Origin of the sequence: Paenibacillus sp. FSL L8-0470, assembly GCF_038008625.1 — a bacterium.
Classification (GTDB): Bacteria; Bacillota; Bacilli; order Paenibacillales; family Paenibacillaceae; genus Paenibacillus_AQ.
In genome coordinates this window covers 1,882,440-1,902,683 of the sequence record NZ_JBBOZM010000001.1, presented here as the reverse complement: position 1 = coordinate 1,902,683, position 20,244 = coordinate 1,882,440, and the positions used below count along the sequence as shown (strand labels likewise).

The 20,244-nt window shown below is 50.6% G+C and carries 14 protein-coding genes; 1 reads left to right on the top strand and 13 read right to left on the bottom strand.

Features of this window, described 5'->3' with window-relative positions:
- Nucleotides 1-142 precede the first annotated feature (142 nt).
- The 5 genes from NST99_RS08760 to alaS form a co-directional block, all read right to left on the bottom strand.
- The gene (locus tag NST99_RS08760) at nucleotides 143-451 is read right to left on the bottom strand and encodes a DUF1292 domain-containing protein (protein WP_341091115.1); all 309 of its coding nucleotides are present in this window, start codon (nucleotides 449-451) and stop codon (nucleotides 143-145) included.
- On the bottom strand, nucleotides 444-752 hold the full coding sequence (locus tag NST99_RS08755) for a DUF1292 domain-containing protein (protein ID WP_038588104.1): 309 nt from the start codon (nucleotides 750-752) through the stop codon (nucleotides 444-446). The genes NST99_RS08760 and NST99_RS08755 overlap by 8 nt, the downstream gene beginning before the upstream one ends.
- 13 nt (nucleotides 753-765) lie before the next feature.
- On the bottom strand, nucleotides 766-1,182 hold the full coding sequence (ruvX, locus tag NST99_RS08750) for a Holliday junction resolvase RuvX (RefSeq protein WP_038588101.1): 417 nt from the start codon (nucleotides 1,180-1,182) through the stop codon (nucleotides 766-768).
- Nucleotides 1,179-1,454 carry an IreB family regulatory phosphoprotein gene (locus NST99_RS08745; protein ID WP_036696603.1) on the bottom strand — a complete coding sequence of 92 codons (276 nt, stop codon included), beginning with the start codon at nucleotides 1,452-1,454 and terminating at the stop codon, nucleotides 1,179-1,181. Before NST99_RS08745 ends, ruvX begins: the two co-directional genes overlap by 4 nt.
- A gap of 394 nt (nucleotides 1,455-1,848) precedes the next feature.
- Entirely contained in the window at nucleotides 1,849-4,482 is a 2,634-nt protein-coding gene (gene alaS / locus NST99_RS08740) for an alanine--tRNA ligase (protein ID WP_341091113.1), read from the bottom strand.
- Here alaS and NST99_RS08735 point away from each other — a divergent pair.
- Entirely contained in the window at nucleotides 4,457-4,741 is a 285-nt protein-coding gene (locus NST99_RS08735; protein WP_341091112.1) for a hypothetical protein, read from the top strand. The genes alaS and NST99_RS08735 overlap by 26 nt on opposite strands.
- Nucleotides 4,742-4,945: 204 nt before the next feature.
- On the opposite strand, the gene NST99_RS08730 is transcribed toward NST99_RS08735, so the two are convergent.
- From NST99_RS08730 to NST99_RS08695, 8 genes are all read right to left on the bottom strand, one after another.
- Nucleotides 4,946-5,500 (bottom strand): GNAT family N-acetyltransferase, encoded by a 555-nt coding sequence (locus NST99_RS08730; RefSeq protein WP_341091110.1) that lies wholly within the window; start codon nucleotides 5,498-5,500, stop codon nucleotides 4,946-4,948.
- A gap of 454 nt (nucleotides 5,501-5,954) precedes the next feature.
- The gene (locus tag NST99_RS08725; protein WP_341091108.1) at nucleotides 5,955-6,233 is read right to left on the bottom strand and encodes a hypothetical protein; all 279 of its coding nucleotides are present in this window, start codon (nucleotides 6,231-6,233) and stop codon (nucleotides 5,955-5,957) included.
- A gap of 544 nt (nucleotides 6,234-6,777) precedes the next feature.
- Nucleotides 6,778-13,191: an S-layer homology domain-containing protein gene (locus NST99_RS08720; protein ID WP_341091107.1), complete on the bottom strand. Its 6,414-nt coding sequence runs from the start codon at nucleotides 13,189-13,191 to the stop codon at nucleotides 6,778-6,780.
- 20 nt (nucleotides 13,192-13,211) lie between these two features.
- On the bottom strand, nucleotides 13,212-14,090 hold the full coding sequence (locus NST99_RS08715) for a carbohydrate ABC transporter permease (protein ID WP_076113582.1): 879 nt from the start codon (nucleotides 14,088-14,090) through the stop codon (nucleotides 13,212-13,214).
- On the bottom strand, nucleotides 14,090-15,067 hold the full coding sequence (locus NST99_RS08710; protein ID WP_052091926.1) for a carbohydrate ABC transporter permease: 978 nt from the start codon (nucleotides 15,065-15,067) through the stop codon (nucleotides 14,090-14,092). Before NST99_RS08710 ends, NST99_RS08715 begins: the two co-directional genes overlap by 1 nt.
- A 34-nt stretch (nucleotides 15,068-15,101) precedes the next feature.
- Nucleotides 15,102-16,511 (bottom strand): extracellular solute-binding protein, encoded by a 1,410-nt coding sequence (locus NST99_RS08705; protein WP_341091106.1) that lies wholly within the window; start codon nucleotides 16,509-16,511, stop codon nucleotides 15,102-15,104.
- A 175-nt stretch (nucleotides 16,512-16,686) separates the two neighbouring features.
- Nucleotides 16,687-19,131 carry a hypothetical protein gene (locus NST99_RS08700; RefSeq protein WP_341091105.1) on the bottom strand — a complete coding sequence of 815 codons (2,445 nt, stop codon included), beginning with the start codon at nucleotides 19,129-19,131 and terminating at the stop codon, nucleotides 16,687-16,689.
- 49 nt (nucleotides 19,132-19,180) lie between these two features.
- Nucleotides 19,181-20,224, bottom strand: a complete 1,044-nt coding sequence (locus tag NST99_RS08695; protein ID WP_341091102.1) for a LacI family DNA-binding transcriptional regulator — start codon at nucleotides 20,222-20,224, stop codon at nucleotides 19,181-19,183.
- Between the last annotated feature and the right edge of the window lie 20 nt (nucleotides 20,225-20,244).

Here is a 20,244-nt window from a genome sequence, read left to right as displayed (position 1 = left end):
ATAAAATTGTATTGTTTTAAATTCAATATAAATTTCATGAGAACGCTGCATCAACCTTTTATGGTCGTATATCAAGCAAAAAGAGCGCGGAAAATTCCGCCCTCTTCATGCTCAACATAATGTTGCATACAGATAAAGATGCTTATTCCGTGTCCTCTGCGGGAAAAGTCAGCTCATCGTACAGCTCGGAAATATCTTCCCACTCTTCATCGTCAACGATGCTCTCCAGCTCCGGAAGACCGTCAGGCGAAACTACAATCCGCAGAATCTCCTGCTCCGCGTCTTTTCCGGAACCGGTCAGCACCGCATATGCGCGGTCACCGACTTCAAACTCGGCAATAATATCGTAAACGGAAGATTTACCCTGCTCGTCTTCCAGTTCCACTGTTTCTCCGTATACTTCTTTGAGCTTAGATGTCCATACCGCTTGTTGGGCGGAAAAATCAGTCATTCTCGGCTCCTCCGTCCAATTCGTCTACCAAAGTATTGAAAGTCTCTTCAACAATGGCCCATTCTTCGTCATTCTCGATCATGAAGAGCTGCAGGTCGTCACCATCTTCCTCGTAACGGAACGCATACACCTCATCGCTCTCTTCATCCTCGGAATCGAGTGGAACCACCATCATATACTTTGCATCCGAACCGTCGACTTCAAACTTCATGATGACCTCAAATTCCTCTTCATTACCTTCCTCATCGGGAATATAGATAATTTCCGGTTCTTCTTCTTGGCCGATCTGCTCGTTTGTCATATCCGCGCACCCCTCACCTTTTACTGTTAGCATCCAAAAAATTTTGCAAAATCAAGGCTGCGGCCATTTTGTCCACAATCCCTTTGCGTTTCTTCCGGCTGACGTCCCCTTCAATCAGCACCCGCTCAGCGGATACTGTCGTCAGACGCTCATCCCAAAGGTGTACGGGTAATTCGAGTTGTTCCCGCAGCTGGCCGGCGAATTCTATACAGATTTCACCACGCGGTCCAACTGAGCCATTCATATTTTTCGGAAGCCCAACCACAATTTCTCCAATTTCGTGCTCTTTCACCAGTTCGCGGATCCGTTCGAACTCATTCCCGTTTCCGCGGCGCTCAATCGTCTCTAGAGCCTGGGCTGTCCATCCGAAAATATCGCTTGTGGCGACTCCGATTCTACGGTCGCCGTAATCCAGACCCAGCTTCTTCATTTCGGCTGATCCACCCGATGATTGGCAAGGTAGAAACGGACCAGTTCCTCAATCAGCTCATCACGTTCTTTCCTCCGGACCAAACTTCTCGCATTGTTATGGCGCGGAATGTAAGCCGGATCTCCGGAAAGAAGATATCCAACGATCTGATTGATCGGATGATATTCTTTCTCCACGAGCGCGTCGTATACGGCGAGCAAGATTTCCTGGGGAGAAGCTTCCTTTTCATCGCCCTTCACATTGAATTTAACCGTTTTGTCCATGGAGTCCATTTGTGACACCTTCCTTCTGCAAAATCACCCTAAAAGGGCAGCTTCGCAAAGTTGCTGCTGTACAGCTTACTTGCTGCCTTCATCATAACATATTCATGCCCCAACGAGGAAATCCTGCCACAATAATAACGCTTTTTTTGGCATTTTATCTACATTAATATAGATTTTTTTGGCTTTTAAGCTATTGCAGAATACCATGAAAGGCGAATATTCGCAAAAATTCAAAACTTTTTATTTTTTTGAATAAAGCAGCGGTACTGATATGGAGCACTCAGTACCGCTGCTTCTCTGTCTCACATGCTTTTACCTTGTTCGCAGGCAGCAGATTAGCTTAGGGTTAAATCTGCCTTAGTGTTAGTTGACAGCTACCCTGGGAATTCCGGCAGCCTAATGTTTACGCCAGTGCAGCTACCAGCTCTTCAGCCTTAACGAGCGCTTCGCCAAGCTTGGAGGCATCTTTACCGCCGGCTTGGGCCATATCCGGCCGTCCGCCGCCGCCGCCGCCGCATACCGCAGCAACCTCTTTGACCAGCTTGCCGGCATGGAAACCTTTCTTCACCAGCTCCTGAGGTACTGCGACTACAAAGTTGACCTTATCGTCCATCGCTGCACCCAGCACAAGTACAGCATCAGGCAGCTTGGATTTCAGTTCATCGGCCGTGGAGCGCAGGGCATCCATATTGCCGGCTTGAACAGCAACAGCCAGCAGCTGTGTACCGCCGCCCACTGTCTTCACGCTGCTTGTCAGCTCTGCCGCAAAGGTAGCGCTCAGCTTGGATTGCAGTGACTCATTCTCACGGGAAAGCTCACGAACCTGGGCATGCAGCGCGTCAATTCGCTTCGGCACATCATTCAGGGAGGATTTCAGCAAGCCTGCTGACTGCTTCAGCAGATCAAGCTGGCTCTCCGTGAACTCATAAGCATAACGGCCGGTAACAGCTTCAATCCGGCGTACGCCGGAGCCGATGCCGCTCTCGCTGACCAGCTTGAAGATTCCAATCTGCGAGGTGTTGGACACATGGCAGCCGCCGCACAGTTCAAGACTGTAGTCACCCACCTGAACGACACGTACCACATTGCCGTACTTCTCTCCGAAGAGGGCCATTGCCCCCATCGCTTTGGCTTCTTCAATCGGCTTGCTCTGGATCACGACATCCAAGCCGCGCCAGATTTGAGCATTTACGCGATGCTCAATATCACTCAGCTCCTCCGGCGTAATTGCGCCGAAATGCGAGAAGTCAAAACGCAAACGTGCGCCTTCTACTAAAGACCCGGCTTGGTTCACATGACCGCCCAATACTTCCTTGAGCGCTTTATGCAGCAAGTGGGTTGCCGTATGGTTCTTCACGACATCCTCACGCTGCTCGCGGTTTACTTCCGCGCGGATACTTTCGCCTACCTTCAACTCCCCGGCTTCAACAGTAACCAGGTGAACATGCTGGCCATGCGGTGCTTTGAACAATCCGGTTACCTTGGCAGTGACAGAGCCTCCGGTAAGCAGGCCGGTGTCACTGACCTGTCCGCCGCTTTCAGCGTAGAACGGTGTTGATTCCAAGATCACCTGGCAGTCGGTACCTTCACCCGCTGTATTGACAAGTTCACCGCCGACAATAATAGCGAGTATTTTTGACTCTGTTACGGAGTCATTATAACCAACAAATTGACTTTTAACCGTCAGCTCAGCAAGTGCACCGCCCTGAATCTTCATGCTGGCCCCATCCTGGCGGGCAGCTCTAGCCCGGTCACGCTGTTCCTGCATCGCGGCATCAAAGCCTTCACGGTCAACAGTAAGTCCTTGCTCGGAAGCAAAATCTTCCGTTAGGTCAAACGGGAAGCCATACGTATCATAAAGCTTGAAGGCATCTGCTCCAGCAATGGCAGCAAGACCTTCCGTTTTTGCTTTGGCGGTAAGCTCGCCAAGAATGGCCAGACCGTCGGACAAGGTTTCGTGGAAACGCTCCTCTTCCGTACGGATGATTTTGGCAATATACTCCCGGTTGTCTACAATGGATGGATAGTACACACCCATAACCTCGCCAACGGTATCCGTCAGCTCATACAGGAACGGACGATCCAGACCCAGCGTCTTGCCGTAACGGACCGCACGGCGGAGCAAACGGCGGATAATATAGCCGCGTCCTTCATTGGAAGGAAGCACTCCGTCGCCTACTGCAAAAGTAACCGTACGGATATGGTCGGCAATTACCTTAAGCGCAATATCCTGCTCCAAGTTGTCTTTATAGGTAACTTTGGCCAGCTTCGCCGTCTTCTGGATCACCGGTTGGAACAGGTCCGTGTCGAAGTTGGAATCGACATCCTGCAGGATGGAAGCCAGACGCTCCAGACCCGCTCCGGTATCAATATTCTTATTCGGAAGCGGTGTATAGCTGCCGTCCTTGTTATGGTTGAACTGTGAGAACACCAGGTTCCACACTTCGAGCCAACGCTCATTTTCCCCGCCCGGATACATTTCCGGATCACTCATGTCGTTGCCGTAAGCTTCACCGCGGTCATAGAAAATTTCTGAGCAAGGTCCGCAAGGACCTTCGCCGATATCCCAGAAGTTCTCATCTCCCAGCTTAATGATGCGTTCTGCTGGCAGTCCTACCTTTTCATTCCACAGCTTGAAGGCTTCTTCATCCTCGGCGTACACCGTCACGGAAATGCGCTCCGGATCAAAGCCGATCCATTCCTTGCCGGTCAGAAACTCCCAAGCCCAGGTGATCGCTTCTTCTTTAAAGTAGTCGCCGATGGAGAAGTTCCCCAGCATTTCAAAGAACGTGTGGTGGCGGCGTGTCTTGCCCACATTCTCGATATCATTGGTACGGATACATTTCTGCGAGTTGGCCAGGCGGGGATTCTCAGGAATCTCCCGGCCGTCGAAGTAAGCCTTTAGCGGCGCCATACCGGCATTAATCCACAACAGTGAAGGGTCATTATGGGGCACCAGCGATGCGCTGGGCTCGATTTTGTGGCCTTTACTCTCAAAAAACTGCAGCCATTTGGAACGGATTTCACTTGCTTTCATCATATACAGCTCCCGTCTTCTCATTAATTCGGCACTTCTGCCGGAATGCACAAAAACGCCCCTGAATGAATTCAGGGACGATTATTATCGCGGTACCACCCTGGTTATCGCCCTGCCCATATGCATGGGACAACTGCTGGCGATCGCCTTGTCGCGGCTGTTAACGGGCGCCCCCGGCGGGATTGTCCCCGCACTCCGAAATCAGCTTTCTGCCGGTCTGTCTTCCGGATTCTCGCAGCCATTACGATTGTATCCGTAACGGAATCCGTTCTCTGAGGGAGCCATGCTCCGGCGTACTTCATTTCATCAACGTTTTATCCGATTTGCATTTTAACATTTCAAGTATAGCCAGTGCCCCTAAATCTGTCAATCTCGGAGGGCAAACGACTGATGGCCACTATTATGAATGTCCTGATTCTGGACGATGATTATCATTAATCCCACTCGTCGGCTTAAGGTAATTCTATGTTGTATAATCGCTGACTTTGCATAACCAAACCATGTGAACCGAATCCGGTCCCCAATAATCCTTAACCACCTTATATGGCTTGCCAAATTTCTGCAGCCATTTTGCCTGCGCACGTTGGTAGCCACTGTCCAGGCAAAACTGCTCAATCCCTTGTTTTCCTACATATGCCATCAATTCCTTAATCAGCCTCGAGCCTACACCGAGACCCTGATAGCTTGGCAAAACGTATAAGCTTCCTAGCTCTCCCACATCATCAAGTTGATTTCCGGTGCATGAGCGAATATCCTCGTCGCAGGGTGCAAATGAAATCGTGCCGACAACCTTCCCGTCTATTTTGGCAACAAGGAAGTATATATCCGTATTCGCCGGGTTCAGAAAGGCATCAACCATTTGTTTTTTATTGTCAACTTCATGTTGAATGTCCTCCTGCAAATGCCCCAGTCCCTCCTTTTCGAAGGCATCTGAAATTGTAGATTTAAAAAGCTGAGATACAAGTCGTCTATCGCCTTGAGTGAGCGTATGTATGGTTAACTGATTAGTCCTAGCCAATGTAAAAATCACCTCTATATTAATTTAACACTTCTATGTTATACAAATGCCCAAATTAATCCACTCCATATATTTCTCTAATATATAGATCGAATGTAAGATTCACTCATTTGGTCGAGGACGTAACTACGGTGAATATTTGGAATTCCGGCCGCTGTTGTCGTAAGAATTTCTTGATTGTACCCGCTAAAATATTCTCAAAGAAAGCAACCTTTCGCGCCCATAGTAAAATAGCACTACACTTGAAGTATTGCTGTTGGTGTCAATGGTTCCTATTCTCTCTAGTAAGTGTCTTTATAAGTTCTTGACGGAAACAACTTTCCTGACCAAATCACCTTTTCTTCAATCCGCATGAACAGCTTTAATTTATACTCTGCTGTTTCCTGTGGGGAGAAGTGGATGCTTTCGATCTTGGAAAAGCTCTGTGCCGCACTTTTAGTCCAGACTACCTGCATCATAGTTCTCTGTTTCTTATCATATCGATCATTTGCTTAGAAGAAATTATTGAACCATGCATAATATCCCGTTTGGACTCTTGGATCATTTCTGCAATTTCAGGATCAGCATCAAGCTCAGCAATTTGCGCAGCCGAAAGAGCATCTGAGTTGTCCTGAGACTGGATTAATTCGAACACTTCATATTCTGTGTCATTGATTACAATTACAGGCTTCTGACGGTCATTCATAAAAGAACGATACACTTTACCGCTCTTATCCTTTAATTCCAGATACATGCTCATCAACTCCTTTGTTCAATATTATACCCTGAATTCGGATACACGGATACAACGTCATGATATAGCAAAAGACTGATAATCCCAATGTAGTACATGTAGTAAATATGTAGTAACGCCGATAATACTGAATATCACATCTTAGTTCTCAGCAGCAATATATGCTTTATTTTTACTCTGGTTAACACTATACAAGACCCCATAACACACCAAAAGACCCCCACTCCATACTTCGGGAGCAAGAGGCCGCAAGTTCAAATCCTGTCGTCTCGACCATACATATAGGCTAAAGCGGGCTGTCGCATAAGTGTTTTTCGAGAAACGGGACAGTCCTGTTATTAAAAAGAGACCATAAAAAGATAACAGACCAGCGATTCTCCCGTTACTGGAGAATCGCTGGTCTGTCTTTTTGTCATTGGCTGCTTTGCTTTACCAAATTATGGGTAGGGGGAAACTACCCGACTTCGAGTTTTAGTTCATAGTTCATTGGATGCTTGAGTCCTCGTATTCTAGCAACTACGTTATGGATTAAACCCCATGCCCGTTATTGAGCTTGCCCAAGCAGCCTGAAGATAACCGTTGCTGCTTCAGCTCTTGTGGCCTGGCTGTCCGGCGCAAACTTGCCGTCCGGCATTCCGCCAATCACTCCGCTCTTGCTCATGTCTTCCACGGCATCAGCCGCGTAGGATGATACTTGATCAAGATCAGAAAATGACACAGGGGCAGCATTGTTACTGGTATTAGCATTGACACCGGCATTCGCCGCACCGCTCAACGAAACATTTGCAAGCTGTGTCAGACGATGCAGCATGACGGCCATTTCCTCACGGGTAATCTCCTCATTCAGACCGAAGGTGCCGTCCGGCTTCCCCTTAACAATACCCAGCTTCTGGGCGCTGGCAACCGCTCCGGCATACCAGGCCCCCTGCTTCACATCTGTAAATGTGCTTACGACTGACTCATCAACCAGGTCGAACGCATTCATCAGGATCTTGATGAACTCTGCACGGGTGACGTTGCCTGAGGGATTAAAGTTATCCGCATTTGTTCCTTGGATCGCTCCTCTGGCCGCGAGTGCTTCGATGCTGTCCACTGCCCAGGCTGCAGTTGCAATATCCTTAAATGAAACATTCGAGTAGTGTGTTGCGTAACTTCCGCTCCGGTTGAGATTGAATTCCAGTGTCCCGGCAGCGGCGTTGTATTTACCGCTCTTCACAATTTCCAGCTCGCGCTTATCATTGAGATAATAGGCCACTACCCTGTTAGGGTTCTCACCCGGCTTCAACGTGTACGGCAGTGCGAGCTTGACGCCCTTCGCCTTTAGTACGGAGGCCCGAACAGCAGTCCCGTCAACACTCAGACCGAAATTGCTGAGCATGTTCACTCCCAGCAGCGCGCTTGCCTGCAGCGGTAAGCCTGCCGGATCTATAGCGCTGACAGAAATCTCCAGCTTATTACTCTTCCCGTCGGCATAGACTTTCAGGAAACTCTCGTTCAATAGAATGTCCGCCACTCCAGTCTCAATCTTGACTGTGTGCACACCTTGTGCCGCCATGAGCGCTTGCAATGGAAGCTCAACTGACAGCTGCTTCATGCCTGCCGCCGCTTTAATGGATACTGTCAACCTGCCGTCTGTTATTCCCTTGGCTGCAGCCTCAATATTCCCCGCTATCAGCACTGCCTTGACCGTTCCGTCAGCTCCAGCCACCGGATGCAGCACAATGCTGCCTATGCTTACGGCAGCAGGTGCTGCTGTCGGCGCCGCGCTTGGCGAAGGCTTCGGCGTCGGGATATAAGTCTCGGACCCGGACGCCGGAATTCCCGGCGTAGGTGTCGGTGTCGCCGAAGGCAGCGGCGATGCTGATGGCGTTGCCGCCGGAAGCCGCTGCAGACCGGCAACCGCTGCCGCAAGCCTGCTTAACGCGGCGTCGATTCCCGCCTGGTCAGCCGTTCCGCTCTCCAGCAGCGCAGCCGCAGCGGCTACAGCCTTCTGGAGCGCCGTCCAGCTGTCCGGTGTATACAGCCCCTGTTCCAGCTCCAGCACTTCCTTCAGCTTCGCCTCCAGACCGGTCATGATCACCGGCGGAGTTACGAAAGCCAACGTCAGTGTATACGTCCGGTTCGTCGTTTTGTCCGCAGCCGTTACGGTCACCTTGTATCCGGTCTGGAGCTCCGTTGCAACGGTTATGCCGTCACTTCCATATACGGCAAAGGTTACGCCTGCCGGAACTTGCAGCCCTTCCTTCAATTCCGTCAGCGTAGTCGTCTCCGGCACGATGATTTCTTTCGCTACCTGATCGACAACGCCGCCGGGAATCGTGATTCCGCTGATCAGCGCATTGCGGCCTTCCACCGGCTGCAGCGCTTCAAAGGCCGCTTTTAAAGCTGTATAAGCAGCATTAATGTCACCTTCGGTCGAAGCCCCGTTCTCGTACACAGCTTGAGCCGTTGCAAGTGCAGCATGCAGCGTCTCCCACTGCCCCGGCGCAGCGGTATAGTTCTCTTCATTCACCGCCGGATCTGCGGCCGTATCAATAGCAGTCTTCAATCTTGTCTTGTCATACTTCACAAATATACGGCAGCTTGCTGATAGCTCTGTTCCGGCTACCTTGCCGGAAATCATGAAGTCTGTAGCAATCGTAAGCTTGTTAAGCGGAATGTCCTCCCACTGCACATCTGCCATGCCCTTATTCCCATTCGCATAAGTTACCAATACTTTGGACGGCAGTGCAGGAACTACCCCTATCGTCGTATTTACGGCAACCTGCTCTATGCTTACAATTTTGCCGAATGTGCCCGGATCGGGCGTTTCTCCCTCCGGCTTGGCCGAGATCGCGCGCCATTCCTTGACTCCCGTGAAAACACTCGCAGATTGTTTAACCAGCGTCAGCCGCAGCTTATCCGTTTCCACCTTATCAAAGGTTACATCGTTAAACTTATCCTTCTCCTTGCCCTTCTCACTCAGGTTGGTGACAGGGACAAATTTACCGGCTGCCTCATCCCAATAGTCAAGGCTGTAATCAGCTGGCACCTGCACGCCGCCGCCGTCATCGAAGAAATATATCGAGCTGCCGGAGAGGCTTACCTTCTGCTTCCAGGTATATTGCAGCCATTGATTGTCCCCTGATCCGCCCCAGTTGCCGTACTGTGTTTCTATTGTATTATCACCTAAACCAGTAGAGAAAAGCGGAATATATCCATCGTTAACCGCATATACCGACTCCCAGGCCGAGGTGTATGAAGCGCTCGGCACAGCCAGCAGCGCCGCATTTCTGTAGCCGAGAGTACTAAAGGCTATACGCAATTGGTCGGTAGTAGCCTTCACTTCATCCAGAGTGTAGTTTCCTTTGCTCAGTAATGTTTTAGCCGCAGTTAATGCGGTCTGCAGTTGCTGCCAGGATTCCGGTGTGAAGTCGCCGGAATTCCGGACAATTTTCCCTTGCGCCGAATCCCGGTCTGCGAATTTCGCAACCATATCGGCCAGTTCAGCCGTTGCTATGAACACGGACACAGGAACTTCTACGACCGTTTGCTTGTCTCCATCGCTGACGGTCAACTGATACTTATATTCACCTACAGTCTTGAAGGTGGCTTTCAAAACAGCCTGATCGAGCGCACCCTCTTCGACCTCGCCATCACCGGATATTTTCTCCCATTGATAGGTCAGCTTGCCGCCGGGCAGACCGTCATCGTAAATTTGGGGAACCACAGCCAGAAGTTCATCCTGCTGCACCCGTACCGGGGTATCTACCGTTACCTTCGGTGCCTGATTTACTGCTGGCGTAACCGTCAGTCCGTTATTGTAGATTTGAATTTCTTTGATCCCTGTTGCAAGTTCGAGTGCATGGGTCACACTGACACGAATCGCTGTCGTATTAACTTTCTCGAACTCCACATTGTTATAGTTGGAAGCCACAACATCCGGGTATCGGAATTGCCCTTTCACCGGGCTCCAGGTTATGCCGTCCGCCTCCAGATACTCGACACCAAACGTCTGCGGTGTACCGTAGCCATCCAGGAGACGGTTATTGTAGAAATAGACCTTCACATTATCTACGGGCTTGGCGGCGTCAAAATTAAACGTGACCGTATCGGCAGGATTCGGCGAACCACCGAACAGAGCCGTGTTGGACGTGTGGTCAATGGAAGCTATCGTCGAGCCGTCCGCCAAGCTTTTAATGCTTGAACCGCTCTCGATATACGTCGATTCGATCGTCGTTCCGGCAGCAGCGGCCAGATTCTCGCCGCTATTGACAATATCAACGCCTGCCTTGTTGAACATATCCACCGTTTTTGCATTCGTTGCCAGTGAAGTATCATCAGCCTTGGCTAGAGGGGTAGCGCTGCTTTTTTCAAACAACACTTGCGTCTTAGAATTGTCACCAACCGCTCCGGCAACATCACCCTTAGGCATTTCCACCTTGCCAGTCGCCGTATCATAAATAAGATGTGACATTTCATTCGTGGTCATCACAAGCTCACCGTTAATGAACAGCGAGAAGCCGGACGGAATGTCTTGATAAGGCAATTTTTTGTCCCCGGTATATACCTTAGGGTCCTGCCAGACGATCGACAGATCCGCATCATGATACCGCACATTGTCTACCGCAAAATGGTCATATTCGACATTGATCGGCCACAGCTCGATCTTGTCGTCCGTTCTCGGCTGAAGACCTGCCATATCCTCCAGTACGGTGTAATTCATCATGCCCAGCGTATCGTGGTGAATCCAAGCCCGCACCATTTTGCCGCTCGGGTTCGGAGGATTCTCCTTTGTCCACGGCGTTCCGAAGAAATAGTCCTCCAGCCAGAAGAATTCATTGGAATCGAGGTGATCCGTATTGCCCGTCTCCACCGTATGCAGCCATGCACCCCAGTCGAACAACGTTTTGTAAGTATCACTGTTAATATTGTCCACAGGGTAATGGCGTAAGGAAGCACGGACAGTATTAATGTAGTTGCCGAAGTTGCACCAGGCGAACTGGTCGGTGCCGAAGGCATCCGTCTTGCCATTCTTGAAATCCTCCACCCGTTTCATAATGCTGTTCTGATCCGCTGTGAAGAACGGAAAGATCGGATAATAATCAGGATCAGCGTAATCGGTCAGCTGGGTCAAATATTTAGCCTGAAAGCCCTCCTGTCCTTCTGTAGGCACAACGCCGAAGTTGAAGACGAACATGTTGTTATCGCGCCACGGGTTGAACACATCCTCTTTACCGACAACCTTTTTATGCAAAAAGCTGCCTTCGCCGTTCGTATCTGCTTTGCCGTCTCCGTCAAAGTCCTTACCGTCAAACCACATATCGTTCAAAATCGTACTCTGAATCTTCCCGGCAGTTTCATTCATCCGGGTCTCATTCGCCGTATCCCCCAGCTGCTTATACATTTGGGCTGTGGCCACTGCATTGCCATAAGTAGTCGCAGAGCCGTCCAGACGGGCATTGTTGCCGTTGCCGTTCCAGTGCATGGAGACGGTGTCACCGTCATTTCCAGTCATCGGGCCGTGGTTATAATAGACGAGATTCGGATCATTGCCCTTGAAATGAGCCAGTGTGCCGGTCACGTCATTGGCTGAGAAATCAGCGAATTTCTTCAGGATTTCCGAACCGCCACCATAGATTTTGTACGCTTCCCAGCCTACCTGCGAGCTGTTCTGCATCATATCCCAGGTCCAGATATTGGGCCGTCCGGGGTTGTTCTTGTAATTCTTGTTCTCGGAATATTCGCCCTGCGCCAGCCAGGTCCCATAGGCATAGGACGGATCGCGGAGCCACTTCAGATCCTGCAGCGCCCACGGCACACTGACGGTGATGCCGTTGTTGTAGCCAAGCACACCCTCCATATTCATCGGGAACTGCCAGTCATTGCCGGGAATGTTGGCATCCAGGATATTAAAGCGGTTACACCACCAACGGTAATAGAGCACTTTTTTCACATTTTCATCAGGGACATCAATATACGGGATATTATCCGCCCACCATTCATTGTACTCCTTCACCTGGGTGGAAAAGGCCTCATTGTTGCCGGCCGCAGACTTGAACTCCTCATACTGCGTTTTGGAGCCGGGAATTTCATCCGCGAGCCAGCCCATAACCACCTTCTGGTCAAGCGTCCCACCCGCAGGAACGGTAATCTCTCTGACCAGCTCATTCCCGGCAGGAGTAAGTCCGGTTCCGCTAAGATGAACATCCACATATGACATCGCTTTCACAACTTTCTGGCCGGACTTCCCGATCATCAGCGGAGCCGCTACCCGGTCACCGATCAACTCATCCCCCTCTGCCCTGGAAACAAACGGAGATTTGACCTTCAGTGTCAACTGGATGTCGCTTGCCGTGGGATTCTTGAATTCCAGCAGTGTTACTGCACTGTTATCATTCGAAATAAATTTGCGCTGGTTAATCTCCAGTTCCCCGCTACGGTAGGTTTGGTTCTCGTGGCTGGGATAATTTTTCCGGGCAGACTGATCCTCCGTAACCTCTCCCGTCGAAAGAGAGAGCGTATACATAACATCCTGGTTCAACGTATCCGCATAATACACGCTCCCGGCAAAACCCAGCTTCGAGTTGTCCTGTGTCTTCATGTACAGGGCGCTGCCCCGGCTGAACAATGTATTAGCGCTGGCATCATCATTCCCATTATCATCAGGAATCACGCCTTCGTTCACGAGCAATGAATCCAGCCAGGGCAAATCGGCATTATCTTTCTTAAAGGCATCAAAGTCAAAATCCTCAATCGTCTGCATCATTTCCCCGACGGTAGCTTTGCTGAAATCAATTCCTTCCGGGGTAGTGATGTTCCCCGCCTTCCACTCCGGTTTCCCGTAATCGGTTCCTACACCCTTATGATCGAAATCTGTCGTATAATTCGCCGATGCCGGGACGATCCCGCCATTTAGGACTACGGCAGCGCAAAGCGCTGCCACACAAGCCTTCCCTGACCGCTTAGTCTTTCTCATAACTTGTTGTCTCCTCCTTTTTATCCCTTGATTCCTGTCAACGCAATACCTTCCACAAAATATTTGTTGCCAATCAGGAAGAACACCAGGCAGGGAGCCGTAACGACCAGAGCGAGCGCCATAACCTGTTCATAATTCGGAATGCGCATTCCGTTCACAATATACAGACCCATTGGCAGCGTATAATCCGCTTCCGTCTTCAAATAAATCATCGTATAGAAAAATTCATTCCAGCAGTTGATGAAGCTGAACAGGGCCACAACAATCATGGCCGGACGAATGAGCGGCAGCATGATGCGGGAGTAAATACGGAAATAACCCGCACCGTCAATCTTAGCCGCTTCACTGAGTTCAAGCGGAATGGTCGTGAAAAATTGCCGGAGCAAAAAGACAAAGTATGCATTGCCGCCTGCGCAGAAAAATGCGGGAATAATAAGTGCTGGCTTGCCGGCCAGCCCCAAGGAGGTATACAGGGAATATTGCGGCAGCAGGGTTACAGCGCTTGGCAGCATCATGGTGCTGATTACGAGCACGAACCACATCCCGCGCAGCGGGAACCGCAGCTTGGCAAAAGCATAACCGGCAAAACTTGTGGTCAGCACTGTTCCGATTACATAAGGCACCACAATCGAGACTGAGTTCCAGAGCTGCCGCAGAAACTGGATGCGCTCAAGCCCCAGCCGGAAATTATCAAAGCCCGGCTCACTGGGGATAAATACTGGCGGGCGCGCCAGAATCTCTGAATGGTTAACGAATGCGCCGCGCAGCAGCCAATAAAGCGGAAAGGCGAATACCAAAGCGAGCAGGCAGGAGAGTAGGATGAGTATGACGTTCACCGCTTTTGTTTTGTTCTTTGCTCTCTTAAGACTTGAATATTTTACAGTCGCAGATACTGCCATTATCTCACCCGCTTTCTTTTGCCCATCGAATCATCCTTCTTGAGCGCGCCCTGGAAATAGAACAGAATAACCGTAATGACCAATGTGATCAGGAAGACGACCCAAGCCTCAGCAGACGCCAGCCCGCGCATCCCCACCTGCACAAAGGAATGATCATAAATCATAACATTGATGAAATAAGTCATCCGGTCCGGTGCACCGTTTCTGGATAACACCACACTCTGGGTATAAATCTGGATAGAGGTCATCATGCACATAATCAATTGGAAAAAGAGTACTGGCTTGATCGTCGGGTAGGTGACCTTCTGGAACTTGTGCCAGGCATTGCCCCCGTCCATCTCGATCGCCTCCAGCAGTTCACCGGGAACGTCCTGCAAGGTAGCAATGAAGACAACAATCGTGCCCCCGCATGTCCACAAGCTCATAATAAACAACGTCTCGAAGATCCGCACCGGGTCTGTCAGGAAGTCTAAAGGCGCTATGCCCAGCTGCAGCAGCAGCCAGTTGACCAAACCGCCCTTGGCCTGATTCTGCAGCAGCATCTGCCAGACAATCGTGGTCGCCAGCATCGGAATGACCGAGGGCAGGAAGAAGACCGCCCGCAGCATATTTCTGCCGAGAAACTTGCGGTTCAGCAATAGCGCGACCAGCAGACAGAAGGCAATAACAAGCGCTACGTTGATAAAGGCGTAAATCAGGGTGACCGTGATTGATTTTTTGAACTCGGAGCTTGGATTGCTGAAAATATATCTGAAGTTGTCCAGCCCGATCCATTCCATCACCTGCCCGCCGCTCATCACCGTGATTTTGTGAAAGCTGTAGAACAAGCTGGCCAACATCGGATACAGGGTCAGCACCAAAAAGCCGATAATCGCGGGTGCTGCAAATAAATATCCGGCGACCGCTTCCTTGGTGGCGCCTTTGGCAGGCTTTTTAACATAGTTGGGTGCCGTGCCGGTCTTGCTCTCTGGATTCATAAGCCATAGCCCTCTCTTTGAAAATAAGCTTTAATTACGAAACCTTTCCGCTTTCCCACAGTTTCTTAATCGTTGGCATAATCTCATCGTAGATGTCCTTGACGCTCTTCTGACCGGTCAGCGCCTTGTCGATGGATTTCTCGTATTCCGTATTCATCTTAAGATAAGCCGGAACATAATAAGCAGGCCACTGTGCAATGGAATCCTTGGTTGTGGAATAACTGAGAATCGTTTCTTTGGCACTTGCCGGAAGATCGGCAGTCCATTTCTCAATGAGGGCAGGGTCGGTATACCAGTCGGCTTGGTTAGGCAGCCATGCTCCGCTCTTGAGCAGATCCAGGGCATTCTCCGGGTTCACCATGTAAGCGTAGAATTTCTTGGCTTCCTCAATATGCTTGGAGGTATTGTAAACTACCAGTGGAGCACCTGCGTTCATCGTTACGGCTTGCTCCATCTTTGGCAACACACCGACACCGATATCATCGTTGCCTTTGATGTTAGCCAAATCCCACGAGCCGCTGACCGCCATCGCATAGCCGCCGCTCAGCGCATCAATGACCGAACCGGCGCCGGTAGTCCATGAATAATTGAAGGGCGAGGCTACCTTGTCCTTGTTGATAAGATCGGCCAGCTTCTGGATACCCTCAACCGATTTGGGCGAATCCCACAGAAACTCCTTGCCGTCCGGGGATACAATACCGCCTCCGTTCGCATTGGCTGCCCAGAAGTGATGGAACTCACGTCCTGCGGTAAACCCGATGCCGTAATTCTCTGTCAATGAAGCGTTGAACCCCTCATCTGCGGCCGTTTTGCCTTTGGTATCAGTGGTCAGCTTCTTGGCATTGCTCACGAAGGTGTCCCAATCCCAGGCATCCTCAACCTTGGATGGCGGATAGGCGATGCCCGCAGCATCGAACTTTGCTTTACTGTAGTACAGCAGCTCCAGTTGGTTAGAGAGGCCGACACCGATAACTTTTTGCTCCGGAGAATGGATTGTAATCGCTGCCAATTTCTCCGGTATCGAACCATCAGCAAGCAGATCACTAATGTCTTCGAGAATGCCCATTTCATTGTATTTTTGAATATCCCCCTCGCCCATGTAGCTGATATCCGGCAGTTGACCGGAGGCTAGGCGGGTCTGAATGAAAGTATCAAAGGTTCCGTCAGCCGGCAGCACTTGCGCATTGATCTTAACTCCGGTGTCTGCTGTATATTTCTCTGCAGCCTCTTCCACCAGCTTCTTCTGCGCGTCATCGCCCCAATACAATAGTTCAAGCGTAATATCCTTGCCGGACGTGCCTCCCTTATCATTCGCGGCTTTTTCTGTGGCTTTGGCGGCATTGTTGCCCGTGTTTTTCTCTCCTTTCCCCGAACAGCCGGCCAGCGAAGCGAAGACCATTGTTAATGCCAGTGATAGAACCAGAGTGCGTTTACCAAACTTCATGTTTGTTGCCTCCCTTTTCTTTTAAATCTATATAGAATGAACTTGTGAGACCTAATGTCGATTTTCCAAGTTCACTTATATTTATTTCGATTATACAAAGTTAAACGTTTAATCTAAAAGCTTCACGGGTTTGTCCGTTAGGTAGCCTGTCCCATTCTGCCGCTTCTGCCGGCGATTATGGACAAGCGCTGAAGACGCCGCCTTGAAGTCTTACTTGGCGCTGCAGTTGGCCTTGCCCGGAGCGGAAACCCACCTTGTCTTCAAGCAGCAGGTATCTGGAAGGGTACGCCGCATAGCTGGTAATTGTCCAGCCGTCGGCCTCTTCGGTAACATAACCGTTAACACAACGCAGCTTGCCGCTGCTGTCTCTATAGAGGTAGGCGGTTGTCCCAAAGCCCAATAAGTAGGCAACCAGCTCTTCACCCATGTCCCAATCATCTCCGGATACAGTGGAGAACAGCGAGGCGAATAACGGATCACTGCTTGCTACAAATACCGACTGTCCGAACCTGTTCCTCGATAGCTCCGGCATATTCAGATTAGGTGCAGCCACACTGTAAGTTGAGGCCGCCTCTCCCGGCTGCAAGCGGCGCGGAGTGGAGCGCACATTCCAGTCATAACAATTGAACACGGCCATTGTAGAACGGTAAGCTGCCTCCAAATATTCGGGATTGCCCAAATGCTCGTAGGCAACCCGCGCCGAGCCGGATACTAATCCCCCCCATAAGGAATGGATCATGGAAGACAGGGCTTCCCACCAGCGGTCCGGGTTCTGGACCCTGTAGTCATTACTGAACCCGATGTTCGCCAGAATCAGCTGTCCGTAGCGTTCCGCTTCGTCCAGATTCCCAAGATGGCACAGCGTTTCACAGGTAGGGCCAAACCCTGCGTTATCATAGAAGTGTTCCGTAATTGCCCCGCCGTATTGCTGTACTTCTGTCTGCAGATTCCGGCCGAACTGCTCCCATAACTGCTGTAATTGCTCCTGCCATTCCACAAGTCCCTCTTCCTCAAGTGCCTGCAGCAAGTCTTGAATATATAGGGTGAAAATGCCGTTCAGCCCCGCCTCTTCCTTCTCTCGCTGCCTGGAATGGCAGTCCGGGTTCAGACGCAGGCATATCACTTCGGCAGCCCACTCCAGATAAAGCCGTGGCGGATGCAGCCTCAGCAGCGCAGCATCCATTCTCGACAGCAGGTAGAAAACATGCGCAATATAATCCAGATCATAAATCCGGTAGAACCCTCCATACAAGGGGCGCGGCCGAGTGAAATCGCCATCCTCGAACCAATGGAGCTTCATATCCAGCACTGCAGCAGCCTCGGCCTTCTCAACCTGCTCCGGCACTGCCGCCGACATGCTGTTCTTCATCAGCAGGAAGGTCAGCTTGCCAAGTGATTCTCCCTGATTGGACAAGGGACGGAAAGCGTAGGGGCGTCCGACTCCATCTGCGCTTCCATAGCTATGGGCTACCAGCCATTCTGCCCGTTTCTCCAGCATAATGTCGATCGGCTCCAGCACGTTCCACACCAGGATGTCGCTGCGTCCGTCTTCAAACACCAGCTCAAGCTTGTGCTCACCAGGCGCCGGACGAAGCAGCGTAAGAGTAAACCTGCCATTCTCTCCTTTTACCGGAATCGCCTGATCTGTAATATCTTCGCGGCGGATCTCCTCCGTTCCAGGTGGAGCGCTGAATAGGCGGATTTCACGTATAGACTGTTCCTGCGTTATCCCAACCTCAGCCTGGAAGATTCCGCCCTGCGTCAGCACAGGCGTATAGCTCCAGTGCGGGTGGCCAAACGCAGCTCCCTGGCGGTAGAAATCATCCTGATCCTGGCAAGGGAGGAATACATACTCCCAGCTGGAAGTCTGCCCGGGCTCCAGATCCAGTGCATGGTAAGCGTTACCATAGATCCAATCCGCAGCTGCTGAGGCGGGCATTGAAGCTCCATCCTCCACCAGCGACAGCCGATGATACAGCAAGCCGTCCAACGAAGGTGATACCTGCTCAAGAAAGCGGTTACTATAACGGCAATAGGAGCCTGCCGTGACTGTTCTGCCTCCAGTCTGATAAATACCCAAGTGTGGCGCCTCATTGCTGCGCCTGATAGCGGCGAACTTGGTGAAGTCTCCGCCCAGATGAGTGAACACTGCACACGATTCACCCATATTGCGCAGCACGTTCTCATCCCTGAACATGATATAGGCCAGCGAGAACCATACATGCAGCCCGTTAATCCGTACAGCTTGTGCGGAGCGGTTGGACAATTCGATACTCCACCTGAAGCGTTCCTCCTCCAGTGTATACACGAAGCGGATCGTTACCGAAAAAACATCAAACTCAACAGCAGCACGATGCTCTCCCTCCTGGATCACAATCGGCTTAAGATCCACACTGCGTATGATCTTCCCATTCAGTTCGAGCGTCCATTCCCCGAACAACTTATCCTCGTCTTCATATCCTGCCTGTTGCAGATAAACGGGATCAACCACCCAGTTCATTACGGCGGGATCTTCCTGCATAACCAGGGACTGCATGGCTCCCCGGGCGCTAAGCTCCATTCTGTATTTTGCATTGCTGAGAAACGTCATCGCCATCACCTCTTTCGCGTCCTGCCTCATAATCTAAACGTTTAGATAAATGAAAAAAATATGATGTGAGACATCGGCTTTATCTCACATCGTTTACAGCAGCTACAGAGTCACGCTCGATTAACCGGCATTCCGGCATAATCAGTGGCGCCGACTCGTTCCCATTGATCACATTGTACAAGCTCTCTATGGCCTGATAGCCCATCTCGTGCAGCGGAAGTTCCATCGTCGTAATCCGCGGGCGCAGATAATCGCTGAATTCCCGGTTATCGAAGCCAATCACCGACAAGTCCTCCGGAACCTTAACGCCTCTTTCATCGGCTGCCTGTAATACCCCTACCACCATAACATCATTCATAGAGAGGATAGCCGTCGGCGGCTCCGGCAGAGATAACAGCTCGCCGGTCAGGACATATCCGGATTCCCGCTCCCAGTCCCCCATCTTGATCAATAAAGGATCAAAGGGCAGTTCAAAGTCGGTAATCGCCCGATAATAACCGTTCAGCCGTTGTCTGGACGGAATGGAATCCATCAGCCCGCTAATGACCGCGATTCTGCTGTGACCCTTCGCGACCAGATGGGACATGGCCTCATAAGAAGCCTGTTCGTCGTTATAATGTATGGAAATGTCGTCCCGTGTATAACCGTAGGTATATACAATAGGTTTGTCATCTGCATCGATTAGTCCGGTTAGGTCACGGGTATGTACACCGATATAGATAATCCCGTCCACCTGCTTGCTGAGCAGCTCGGACACAGCATTGGCAGCGTACTTCCGGTATGCCTCTATATCAGCAAAATTACGGCCGATACGTTTATTTAGACGAAGGTTAACCAGTAAAATATGCAGATCATGCCGATCGCCAAAATCATTGATACCATCGATAATCTCGGGTGCATTAAACACCGTCACATCCTCCGCGATAACACCGATCGTATTCGTACGGTTGAGCTTGAGACTCTTGGCAATATCGTTGGGTTTGTAATTCAGCTCCTCAATCGCTTCAACGACTCGCTGACGCGTTTCTGGACGGACATTGCGGGTACCATTAAGCACATAGGAGACTGTAGCAATCGAAACATTGGCTTTAGCAGCGATATGCTTAATACTGGTTTTACTCATTGTAATTCTCCTATTCTATG

Excerpts from the sequence above, each read along its gene's own strand:
- NST99_RS08760 (WP_341091115.1), bottom strand. The coding sequence starts at position 451 with ATGACTGATTTTTCCGCCCAACAAGCGGTATGGACATCTAAGCTCAAA.
- NST99_RS08755 (WP_038588104.1), bottom strand. The coding sequence starts at position 752 with ATGACAAACGAGCAGATCGGCCAAGAAGAAGAACCGGAAATTATCTAT.
- ruvX (WP_038588101.1), bottom strand. The coding sequence starts at position 1,182 with ATGAAGAAGCTGGGTCTGGATTACGGCGACCGTAGAATCGGAGTCGCC.
- NST99_RS08745 (WP_036696603.1), bottom strand. The coding sequence starts at position 1,454 with ATGGACTCCATGGACAAAACGGTTAAATTCAATGTGAAGGGCGATGAA.
- alaS (WP_341091113.1), bottom strand. The coding sequence starts at position 4,482 with ATGAAAGCAAGTGAAATCCGTTCCAAATGGCTGCAGTTTTTTGAGAGT.
- NST99_RS08725 (WP_341091108.1), bottom strand. The coding sequence starts at position 6,233 with ATGTATCTGGAATTAAAGGATAAGAGCGGTAAAGTGTATCGTTCTTTT.
- NST99_RS08720 (WP_341091107.1), bottom strand. The coding sequence starts at position 13,191 with ATGAGAAAGACTAAGCGGTCAGGGAAGGCTTGTGTGGCAGCGCTTTGC.
- NST99_RS08715 (WP_076113582.1), bottom strand. The coding sequence starts at position 14,090 with ATGGCAGTATCTGCGACTGTAAAATATTCAAGTCTTAAGAGAGCAAAG.
- NST99_RS08710 (WP_052091926.1), bottom strand. The coding sequence starts at position 15,067 with ATGAATCCAGAGAGCAAGACCGGCACGGCACCCAACTATGTTAAAAAG.
- NST99_RS08705 (WP_341091106.1), bottom strand. The coding sequence starts at position 16,511 with ATGAAGTTTGGTAAACGCACTCTGGTTCTATCACTGGCATTAACAATG.
- NST99_RS08700 (WP_341091105.1), bottom strand. The coding sequence starts at position 19,131 with ATGAGGCAGGACGCGAAAGAGGTGATGGCGATGACGTTTCTCAGCAAT.
- NST99_RS08695 (WP_341091102.1), bottom strand. The coding sequence starts at position 20,224 with ATGAGTAAAACCAGTATTAAGCATATCGCTGCTAAAGCCAATGTTTCG.